9 protein-coding genes are annotated in these 10,626 nt (G+C 64.4%); all 9 read left to right on the top strand.

What is annotated here, in order from left to right; genetic code table 11:
* Positions 1–7: 7 nt before the first annotated feature.
* The 9 genes from mraY to ftsA all read left to right on the top strand — a co-directional run bounded on the left by mraY (position 8) and on the right by ftsA (position 10,579).
* Positions 8–1,093 carry a phospho-N-acetylmuramoyl-pentapeptide-transferase gene (mraY, locus tag ACFPFW_RS14575; RefSeq protein ID WP_114958218.1) on the top strand — a complete coding sequence of 362 codons (1,086 nt, stop codon included), beginning with the start codon at positions 8–10 and terminating at the stop codon, positions 1,091–1,093.
* Positions 1,094–1,166: 73 nt separating this feature from the next.
* Positions 1,167–2,567 carry a UDP-N-acetylmuramoyl-L-alanine--D-glutamate ligase gene (gene murD, locus ACFPFW_RS14570; RefSeq protein WP_114958217.1) on the top strand — a complete coding sequence of 467 codons (1,401 nt, stop codon included), beginning with the start codon at positions 1,167–1,169 and terminating at the stop codon, positions 2,565–2,567.
* Positions 2,564–3,718, top strand: a complete 1,155-nt coding sequence (gene ftsW / locus ACFPFW_RS14565; protein ID WP_114958216.1) for a putative lipid II flippase FtsW — start codon at positions 2,564–2,566, stop codon at positions 3,716–3,718. Before murD ends, ftsW begins: the two co-directional genes overlap by 4 nt.
* Positions 3,718–4,824 carry an undecaprenyldiphospho-muramoylpentapeptide beta-N-acetylglucosaminyltransferase gene (gene murG, locus ACFPFW_RS14560; protein WP_379771273.1) on the top strand — a complete coding sequence of 369 codons (1,107 nt, stop codon included), beginning with the start codon at positions 3,718–3,720 and terminating at the stop codon, positions 4,822–4,824. Before ftsW ends, murG begins: the two co-directional genes overlap by 1 nt.
* A 19-nt stretch (positions 4,825–4,843) precedes the next feature.
* Positions 4,844–6,256 (top strand): UDP-N-acetylmuramate--L-alanine ligase, encoded by a 1,413-nt coding sequence (murC, locus tag ACFPFW_RS14555; RefSeq protein WP_114958215.1) that lies wholly within the window; start codon positions 4,844–4,846, stop codon positions 6,254–6,256.
* Complete coding sequence (gene murB, locus ACFPFW_RS14550) at positions 6,253–7,224, top strand: UDP-N-acetylmuramate dehydrogenase (RefSeq protein WP_114958214.1); 972 nt, start codon at positions 6,253–6,255, stop codon at positions 7,222–7,224. The genes murC and murB overlap by 4 nt, the downstream gene beginning before the upstream one ends.
* 156 nt (positions 7,225–7,380) lie before the next feature.
* Positions 7,381–8,301 carry a D-alanine--D-alanine ligase gene (locus tag ACFPFW_RS14545; protein WP_114958213.1) on the top strand — a complete coding sequence of 307 codons (921 nt, stop codon included), beginning with the start codon at positions 7,381–7,383 and terminating at the stop codon, positions 8,299–8,301.
* Complete coding sequence (locus ACFPFW_RS14540) at positions 8,268–9,260, top strand: cell division protein FtsQ/DivIB (RefSeq protein WP_114958212.1); 993 nt, start codon at positions 8,268–8,270, stop codon at positions 9,258–9,260. The genes ACFPFW_RS14545 and ACFPFW_RS14540 overlap by 34 nt, the downstream gene beginning before the upstream one ends.
* Positions 9,257–10,579 (top strand): cell division protein FtsA, encoded by a 1,323-nt coding sequence (ftsA, locus tag ACFPFW_RS14535; RefSeq protein WP_114958211.1) that lies wholly within the window; start codon positions 9,257–9,259, stop codon positions 10,577–10,579. The genes ACFPFW_RS14540 and ftsA overlap by 4 nt, the downstream gene beginning before the upstream one ends.
* Positions 10,580–10,626 lie beyond the last annotated feature (47 nt).

Below are 10,626 nucleotides of genomic sequence, written 5' to 3'. Positions count from 1 at the left end.
CGATCATATGCTCGCTTTCCTCGCCGAATTCTCCGGTAGCCTGCCGTTCCTCAACGTCTTCCGCTACATCACCTTCCGGACTGGCGGGGCGGTCATCACCGCGCTTCTGTTCGTCTTCATGTTCGGCCCGTCGATCATCGACTGGCTGCGTTCGATGCAGGGCAAGGGCCAACCGATCCGCGAGGACGGTCCCCAAACCCATCTGCTCTCAAAGAAGGGCACGCCCACGATGGGCGGGCTGATGATCCTGCTCGGCCTCGTCGTCGCGACGCTTCTCTGGGGCAATCTCCGCAACGTCTATGTCTGGGTCGTGCTTGCGGTGACTTTGGGCTTCGGTCTCGTGGGCTTCTACGACGACGTGCTGAAGGTGACGAAGCAGAGCCACAACGGCTTTTCGGGCCGTTCGCGTCTCGCCATCGAGTTCGTGCTGGCGACCTTCGCCGTCATCATCATGAGCGCGGTCAGTCCGGTGCACCTGCAGCATGGCCTTGCGCTGCCATTCTTGAAGGAAGTGCTGATCAATCTCGGCTGGTTCTTCCCGATCTTCGGCGCCTTCGTCATCGTCGGCGCGGGCAATGCGGTGAATCTGACCGACGGCCTCGACGGCCTCGCTATCGTTCCGGTGATGGTCGCGACGATGAGCTTCGCGCTGATCGCCTATCTCGCCGGCAATGCGGTCTTCGCCGACTATCTGCAGATCAATTTCACGCCCGGCACCGGCGAGCTCGCGGTGATGTGCGGCGCGATCCTTGGCGCGGGTCTCGGCTTCCTCTGGTTCAACGCGCCGCCGGCGCAGATCTTCATGGGCGATACCGGTTCTCTGGCGCTGGGTGGCCTGCTCGGTTCGATCGCGGTCGCGACCAAGCACGAAATCGTGCTCGCGATCATCGGCGGCCTGTTCGTGCTCGAGGCGGCCTCGGTCATCATCCAGGTCGTTTCGTTCAAGCTCACCGGCAAGCGCGTCTTCAAGATGGCGCCTATTCACCATCACTTCGAACAGCTTGGCTGGACCGAACCGCAGGTCGTGATCCGGTTCTGGATCATCGCCGTTGTGCTGGCGCTTGTCGGATTGTCGACGCTGAAGCTGCGATGACCGCTGTCGTTCATACCTCTCCCCGCAAGCGGGGCGAGGGAGCCCGGCCGCTCGTGGCTGAGAAGATCGCAGAATGACTCCTGTTACATGTTTCAGAGGCAGGACCGTCGCGCTGTTCGGCCTCGGCGGTTCAGGGCTGTCCACGGCCAGGGCGCTGATCGCTGGCGGGGCCGAGGTTATCGCATGGGACGACGGTGCGGCCGGTCTGGAAAAGGCGAAGGCGGCGGGCATCCCGACCGAAAACCTGCGCGAGATTGATTTCGGCCGCCTCGACGCCCTCATCCTGTCGCCGGGCGTGCCGCTGACCCATCCCGTTCCGCACTGGACGGTCGACAAGGCGAAGGCCGCCGGTGTCGAGATCATCGGCGACATCGAACTCTTCTGCCGCGAACGACGGGCAATCGACCCGGAAGCGCCGTTCATCGCAATCACCGGCACCAATGGGAAATCGACCACGACGGCGCTGATCGGCCATATCCTGCGCTCGGCGGGCCTCGACGCCCAGATCGGCGGCAATATCGGTACGCCGATCCTCGATCTCGCGCCGCCGTCCAGTGGTCGCGTCCACGTCATCGAGTGCTCGTCCTATCAGATCGACCTCGCGCCGACGCTCGATCCGACGGTTGGCGTTATGCTGAACCTGTCGGAAGATCATCTGGAGCGTCACGGTACGATGGAGAACTACGCGGCGATCAAGGAGCGGCTGGTGGCCGGCGCCGGCACCGCGGTCATCGGGATCGACGATGCGATGAGCTCCGCGATTGCCGATCGCCTCGAACGGAAGGGCGGGGCGGTGATGCGCATCTCTCAGCACCTGCCGGTCGCGGACGGCGTCTACGCCGAAGGCCAATCGCTGATCTATGCCCAGAACGGAGCAACGCGTCAGGTCGCGAGCCTGAAGGACATCGGTTCGCTGCGAGGCGCCCACAACGCCCAGAACGCCGCTGCCGCGACCGCCGCCTGCCTTGCGCTGGGCCTATCTCCGGAAACCATCGCGAGGGGGCTACAGACTTTCCCGGGCCTCGCCCATCGTATGGAGCAGGTCGGCAATCTCGGCCGTGTCCTGTTCGTCAACGATTCCAAGGCGACGAACGCCGACAGCACTTATCAGGCGCTGGCGAGCTTCCCGTCGGATGTGTACTGGATTCTTGGCGGCAAGCCGAAGACCGGCGGAATTCTCAGTCTCGCGCAGTTTTTCCCGCGCGTAACGAAGGCGTTCCTCATCGGCGAGGCGGCGGAGGCTTTCGCGGGCCAGCTGGGCTCGGTTCCGCACGAGATCGTCGGGACGATGGACCGCGCCGTCGAGCGGTCGGCCGAGGAGGCCGGGAAGTCCGGAGGGCGAGAGCCTGTCGTGCTGCTGTCTCCCGCCTGCGCGAGCTTTGATCAGTATCCGAATTTCGAAGTCCGCGGAGATCATTTCCGCCGTCTCGTGCAAGAGCTGATTAACGCTAATCGCGCAGAATCACCTTTATGATTTCTCGCGCAGAACGAACCCCATTCAGCGAATGGTGGTGGACGATCGACAAGCCGCTGCTGTTTTCGCTCGCCGCCCTGATGGTCGGCGGGATCGTGCTGTCGCTCGCGGCGAGCCCGGCGGTCGCCGACCGGCTCAACCTCGACCTGTTCCACTTCGTCAACCGCCAGGTGATGTTCCTCATCCCGACGGTGCTGCTGACGCTGGGCATCTCCTTCCTCGACCCGCGCAAGGTGAGGCGGCTCGCGCTCGGCGCCTATCTGATCTTCTTTCCGCTGATGATTTTTGCGCTGTTCTTCGGTCCGGAGATCAAGGGCGCGCATCGCTGGATTCAGATCGGACCGCTCGGGGTGCAGCCGTCCGAATTCGTCAAGCCGAGCTTCATCGTGCTCGCGGCCTGGCTGTTCGCGGAAGGAACCAGACGCGACGACGTGCCGGGCCATCTGCTGGCGATGACGTTGTTCGGCGCCACCATCGGCGTCCTGATCCTGCAGCCGGACTTCGGGCAGACCATGCTGATTGGCGTCGTCTGGGGCTGCCTGTTCTTCCTCGCCGGCCTGCGCTGGATCTGGATGATCGGCCTCGGTGGGCTCGGCGTCGGCGGTGTCTTCCTCGCCTATGAGGCGCTGCCGCATGTCCGCGCGCGCTTCGGCAAGTTCCTCAATCCGGAGACCGGCGAGAACTTCCAGACCGAGCGCGCCTTCGAGAGCTTCGTTTCCGGCGGCTGGTTCGGAAAAGGACCGGGCGAAGGGACCGTGAAGCGCATCCTGCCGGACGCCCATACCGACTTCATATTCGCCGTAACCGGCGAGGAATTCGGCATAATCTTCTGTTTGATCCTGCTTTCGCTGTTTGCGTTCGTGGTGCTGCGCGGGTTATGGCACGCCCTGAACGAGGACGAGCCATTCGTGCGGCTCGCGATTGCTGGCCTCACAATGTTGTTTGGCCTGCAATCTGCCATCAATATGGCAGTGAATGTGCAACTCATGCCTGCAAAGGGCATGACTTTGCCGTTCATCTCGTATGGCGGCTCCTCGCTGATCTCGCTTGCTTTGGGTATGGGAATGTTGCTCGCACTGACTCGCCGCCGGCCACGCGCCCGGCTCGTCGAAGGTTTCCCGGGCGCGGTACCAGCCGGGCAGTTCTCGTAATGGCAGTGGTAAGGCCTGTGCTGCTCGCTGCGGGCGGCACGGGAGGTCATCTGTTTCCGGCCGAAGCGCTGGCGACTGAACTCGGCAAGCGCGGTATTCCGGTCGAACTCGTAACCGATCCGCGTGCCCGCGATTATGCGATCACGTTCCCGGCGCGGGCGATCCACGCTGTCTCCTCCGCGACGTTCGGCAGTCGCAATCCGATCGACATCTTCAAATCGGCCAGCAAGCTCGGCCTCGGTTTCGGCGAGTCCGCGCGACTTCTGCGCGCCATCAGGCCGTCTGTCGTCGTCGGCTTCGGCGGCTATCCGAGCCTGCCGCCGCTCGCCGCCGCGCAATTGCTGAAAATGCCCACGGTCGTCCACGAACAGAACGCCGTGCTTGGCCGCGCCAACCGTCTCCTTGCCAAGCGTGCGACGCGCATCGCGACCGGCTTTCCGACCCTCGCCAAGGCATCGGACCAAGTCCTCGCCAAGGGCGCTCATGTCGGCAATCCCGTCCGCGAGGCGGTATTGAAGGCAGCCGACTCGACCTATTACCCGCCGCGTCCCGACGGCTTCCTTCGCCTTCTCGTCTTCGGCGGCAGCCAGGGCGCGCGGGTGATGTCGGAGATCGTGCCGGCCGCTATGAAATGGCTGGAACCTGAATTCCATCCGCATCTCGTCATCGTACAGCAGGCCCGCGCCGAGGATATCGAGGCGGTGTCCGGCATCTATGCCAGCGCCAAGATCCAGGCCGAGGTCGCACCGTTCTTTCGCGACCTGCCGGCGCGCATGGCCGACTCGCATCTCGTGATCGCCCGTTCCGGCGCCTCGACGGTCGCCGAGCTCGCTGTTGTCGGCCGCCCATCGATCCTGGTTCCGCTGCCGCATTCACTCGACAACGATCAGCTCGAAAACGCCCGTTCGCTGGCTTCGGTCGGAGGTACCACGGTCGTGCCGCAATCGGAGTTCACGCCTCAGGCCCTCGCTCGCCTGTTGACGGACCTCATGGCAAAGCCGCAAACACTCGCGACACAAGCTGCCGCGGCCCGGTCGTATGGAAAGCCGGATGCGGCGGCGCGGCTCGCCGATCTCGTTCTCGAGGTCGCCCGCGTCCATTCCTGATTTCGACGGGACCTCCTGAATGAAGCTGCCCCGCCATACTGGCCCAATCCATTTCGTCGGCATCGGCGGCATCGGCATGTCCGGCATCGCCGAAGTGCTGGCCAATCAGGGTTATACGGTTCAGGGCTCCGACGTTGCCGAGAACGCCAACGTCAAGCGGCTGCGCGAGAAGGGCATCGCCGTCACGGTCGGCCATCGCGCCGAGAATCTGGGCGATGCAGCGGTTCTCGTCGTCTCGTCCGCCATCAAACGGGATAATCCGGAACTCATCGCGGCGCGCTCCAAACGCCTGCCGGTCGTCCGCCGGGCTGAGATGCTGGCCGAGCTGATGCGGCTCAAGACCTGCGTCGCCATCGCCGGCACCCACGGCAAGACCACGACGACTTCGCTGGTCGCGACATTGCTCGATGCCGGTAATTTCGATCCGACCGTCATCAATGGCGGCATCATCAATGCCTACGGCACCAATGCGCGCATGGGCGCGTCCGACTGGATGGTCGTCGAGGCAGACGAGTCGGACGGCACGTTCCTGAAGCTTCCCGCCGACATCGCGATCGTCACCAATATCGACGCGGAGCACCTCGACCACTTCAAGACCTACGACGCGATCAAGGCCGCGTTTCACTCCTTTGTCGAGAACGTGCCGTTCTACGGCTTTGCCGTGATGTGCCTCGATCATCCGGTCGTGCAGGATCTCGTCGGCCAGATAGAGGACCGCCGCATCGTCACCTATGGCGAGAACCCGCAGGCCGATGTCCGCCTCGTCGACATCGATCTCAAGGGCGGCCGCTGCCGTTTCCGCGTGATCATCCGAAGCGCGGACGGCGGCAAGGACATTGTGATCGACGGTCTCGAACTGCCTATGCCGGGTCATCACAACGCGCTCAACGCCACGGCCGCGATCGCCGTTGCGCACAATCTCGGTATTCCGCCGGACAAGATTCGCGAGGGTCTGTCGCGCTTCGGCGGCGTGAAGCGTCGGTTCACCAAGACCGGCGAGTGGAGGGGGGTCTCGATTTTCGACGATTACGGCCATCACCCGGTCGAGATCGCCGCGGTCCTTCGAGCGGCCCGCGCCTCGACCGACGGCCGTGTCATCGCCGTTGTCCAGCCGCATCGCTACACACGCCTGCATGCGCTGTTCGACGGCTTCTCGACCTGTTTCAATGACGCCGACACGGTGATCGTCGCCGACGTCTATGCCGCCGGCGAGCAGCCGATCGAGGGCGCGGACCGCGACCATCTCGTCGCGGGATTGCGGGCGAGGGGGCATCGCAGCGTCATCCCGCTCCAGGCGCCGGAACAGCTCGCCAATCACATTGCGGGATTTGCCCGCGCGGGCGATTACGTCGTCTGCCTTGGTGCCGGCTCGATCACACAATGGGCCTACGCACTGCCGGGAGAGCTCGAGGCACAAGGAGGGAAGGCGTGAGCTTTCCCGAACTGAAGCTCGGCGACTGGACCCAGAAGGTCCGGGGCAATCTTGTTCCGAACCAGCTCCTGTCCGAGATCACCTGGTTTCGCGTCGGCGGTCCCGCGCAGCTGTTCTTCCAACCGGCGGACGAGGAAGACCTCGCGTTCTTCCTGAAGAACCTGCCGGAAGACATTCGCGTCACGACGATCGGACTGGGCTCCAATCTCCTCATCCGCGACGGTGGTCTCGACGGCGTCGTCATCCGCCTGTCGGCGCGCGGCTTCGGCAATGTCGAGGTGCTGGACCGCCATCGTCTCCGCGTCGGTACGGCGCTTCCGGATGCCCGCGTTGCAACCGCTGCTGCGAATGCCGGCATCGACGGCTTGACCTTCTACAGCGGCATTCCAGGCGGCATCGGCGGCGCGCTCTACATGAATGCCGGCTGCTACGGCACCGAGACGCGCGATCGCGTGGTCGAGCTTCGGGCGGTCACCCGCCAGGGTGAGATCGTCAATCTGACGAACGGCGACATGGGCTATCTCTATCGGAAGTCGAACGGCCCACGCGGCGCGGTGTTCACCTCGGCGGTCTACCAGGGCGTGCCCGGCGAGCCGGAGGCCATCAAGGCCGCGATGAAGGAAATCACCGAGCGGCGCGAGGCGACACAGCCGATCCGTTCCAAGACCGGCGGCTCGACCTTCAAGAATCCGGACGGTCATTCGAGCTGGAGGCTGATCGACGACGCCGGTCTGCGCGGCTTCAAGGTCGGTGACGCGCAGATGTCCGAACTGCACTGCAATTTCATGCTGAACACGGACGCAGCCAGCGCCCACGATCTGGAGACGCTTGGCGAGACCGTGCGCAACAAGGTGCGTGCGAAGTCGGGGATCGAACTGCGCTGGGAAATCCGCCGCATGGGTCACTTCCCGCCGGGGAGGGAAGTGCGCGAGTTCCTGGATGGGGATGTGTTTACGGGGGCGGTGTGAGCCCTCTCCTGCGGAGCGGGAGAGGGTCGAGTGCGTGTCAACGCACCGGGGTGAGGGCAAGCACGATGCTCGTTGCTGCAATCATGCCCTCACCCGCTCGCCTGTCGGCGAGTCGACCTCTCCCGTAAACGGGAGAGGCAAGGGGAAGGTGCTGAAATGCCGAAACATGTCGCCGTCCTGATGGGCGGCTGGTCCGCGGAACGCGAAGTGTCCCTGAATTCAGGCGCACCCTGCGCCGATGCGCTGGAGCGCGCCGGCTACCGCGTCACCTGCGTCGATGTCGACCGCAACATCGCGAAGACTCTCATGGACCTGCGGCCCGACGTCGCCTTCAACGCGCTACACGGCCGTTTCGGCGAGGATGGCACGATCCAGGGGCTGCTCGAAATACTCGCGATTCCGTACACCCATTCCGGCGTCCTAGCGTCGTCGCTGGCGATGAACAAGCACCGCGCGAAAATCGCCATGGCCGCCGCCGGAGTACCCGTCGCGGACGGCAGAATGGTTAATATTCGCGAGGCGGCGGCATCACATGTGTTAACGCCTCCTTACGTCCTGAAGCCGGTGGCCGAAGGCTCGAGCGTCGGCGTCTTCATCGTCCCCGCAGGGCATGAACATCCGCCTCAGGAACTCACCCGAAGCGACTGGCCGCACGGCGAATTTCTCTTAGCTGAGAGGTTCATAGACGGTCGTGAACTGACCTGCGCGGTCATTGATGACAAGCCCACGGCGGTGATCGATATCGTCGCTGCGGAGGGGTGGTACGACTACCACGCGAAGTACGCGAAAGGGGGGTCAAAGCACATTTTGCCGGCCGAACTTTCAGACTCTGTTTACCAATTTGTTCAACACTCCACGCTTAAGGCCCATCAAGCACTGGGTTGCCGTGGGGTGAGCCGTGCGGACTTCCGATACGACGACCGGCCGGGTGGAACCGGCGAACTCGTCTGTCTCGAAGTCAACACGCAGCCCGGAATGACGCAGACCAGTCTTGTGCCGGAATTGGCGGCGCACGCCGGGTATGCGTTTGAAGAGCTCGTGGCATGGATGGTGGAGGACGCAAGCTTAGATCGTTAGATGGCCCCCTAAAGGCTGTCGGCGATGTCGGCCGTCCGCTCACAGCCGAACGCCGCACGGTCGTCTACCGCACCGAGCCGCGCCTCGGTAAAGCTCCGAATCAGGTTCGCCCGGCACTTCCGCAGCGCCCCGCCCGCCGTCCCGAGAGGACCTGGCTCGATCGCCTGACGCGGCCCGGCATGGGCTGGCTCGCCGCATTCCTCTTCCTCGCCGCGACCGGCTCCTATGGGGCGACGCTCGGCAATCACTGGCAGGGCATGGCCGAGGCGGCCGTGGTGATGCCGGATGCCTTCGCGCGCGGTTCCGGTTTCACCATCGAACGAATCGATGTCGATGGCCGGAAGATCCTGACTGACGACGAGATCCTGACTGCGATCGGTGCGCAGGTCAGCCAGTCTCTGCTGTTCGTCGATGCCGACGCGGCTCGCGAACGTCTCCTGCAGAACCCGCTGGTCATGACGGCGTCGGTTCGCAAGCTCTATCCGCACACGCTGTCGGTCTCAGTGACCGAGCGTCAGCCCTATGCGCTGTGGCAGCGCGGCGAGAAGCTGGCGGTCATCGCCAGCGACGGCACGGTCATCGACGGAGTCGAGCAGGGGCGTTTCGCCGATCTGCCGCTCGTCGTCGGCCGAGGCGCGGAGAGCCAGGTGAAGGCGATCCTGGCCGCGCTTGAGCCCTATCCGGAGCTGCGTTCCAAGGTCTATGCGGCCGTCTTCGTCGGCGGTCGCCGCTGGAACCTGCGCCTCACCAATGGCATGGATGTCAAGCTGCCGGTCGAGGGCTTCGAGCAGGCGCTCGCCAATTTCGTGGAGCTCGATCGCACGTCGAAGCTCAGCGAGCGCGACATCACCGAAGTCGATTTCCGTCTACCCGATCACGTCACCGTCCGCCTTTCCGACGCCGCAGCGGCAGCCGATGCCGAGGCGAAGAAGGAAAAATCGAAGAGGGCGGGCACATGAAGAAGATGCCCCATGGCGTGACGCCACGCCTCAAGCCGCTTCCGCCCAAACGCGCGATCGACATTTCGATTCTCGATGTCGGCACGACCAAGATCGGCTGCCTGATCGGTCGCCTGCGTCCGATCGAGACCGGTCCGTTCCTGCCGGGCCGTACCCATCGCATCGAGGTGCTCGGCATCGGCCATCAGCGGTCGCGCGGCATCAAGGCCGGCGCGGTCGTCGACATGGAGGCCGCCGAGCAGTCGATCCGCCTCGCGGTCGACGCCGCCGAGCGCATGGCCGACGCCCGGATCGAGAGCCTGATCGTCACCGTTTCCGCCGGCCGCCTGTCGAGTGAGCATTATCACGCGACCGTTCCCGTGCACGGCCGTCCGGTTTCGGAGTCAGACATCCAGCGCGTCCTCGGCGCGGGTTCCAGCCATGTCGTGAAGCCGGGCCGCAGCGTCCTGCACTCGATCCCTGTCGGCTACGCGCTCGAAGGTGCCCGTGGTATCCGCGACCCGCGCGGCATGGTCGGCATGGAGCTCGGCCTCGATATGCATGTCGTCACGGCGGACGCCGCGCCGGTGCGCAATCTGATGCTTTGCATCGAGCGCTGCCATCTCAGCGTCCAGACCCTTGTCGCAGCGCCGTACGCATCGGGTCTCTCCGTCCTCGCCGACGACGAAGCCGAGATCGGCGTCACGCTCGTCGATATGGGCGGCGGCACCACGACGGTGGCGTCGTTCTCGCGCGGCCAGTTCGTCCACGCCGACGCGATCGCGCTCGGCGGTCACCATGTCACGCTGGATATCGCCCGCGGCCTGTCGACAACGATCGACCATGCCGAGCGACTCAAGACGCTTCACGCTAATGTCTTCCCGGGCATGTCGAGCGAGAATGAGATGATCGACATCACGCCGGTCGGCGAACCGGATGGCGAGATCGCGCACCACGTGCCGAAATCGCAGCTTATCCGCATCGTCAAACCGCGCGTCGAGGAGACGCTGGAACTGGTCCGCGACCGCCTTCGGGCGTCGGGCCATGCCAACGAGGCCGGCAAACGTGTCGTCCTGACGGGCGGCGCCTGCCAACTGACCGGTTTGGGCGAACTCGCCGCGAAGATTCTGGGCCGCCAGGTTCGGGTCGGACGGCCGCTCGGCATCAAGGGCCTTCCGGAAGCCGCCAAGGGGCCAAGTTTCGCGGCGGCGGTAGGCCTGCTCGTTTACCCGCAGCGTGCGGCTGAAGAACATTTTGACCCGGTGCGCAGAACCATGCGCTCCACTGGAACGAACGGCTACTTCTCCCGCGTGGGGCAGTGGCTGAAAGAGAGCTTCTAGTGGGCGGCCGCAAGCCATCCACTGCTCACACAACTAGGAACCCGGCG

Source organism: Flaviflagellibacter deserti, from assembly GCF_042652085.1.
Lineage (GTDB): Bacteria > Pseudomonadota > Alphaproteobacteria > Rhizobiales > Methylopilaceae > Flaviflagellibacter > Flaviflagellibacter deserti.
This window is presented reverse-complemented; position numbering and strand designations above follow the sequence as displayed.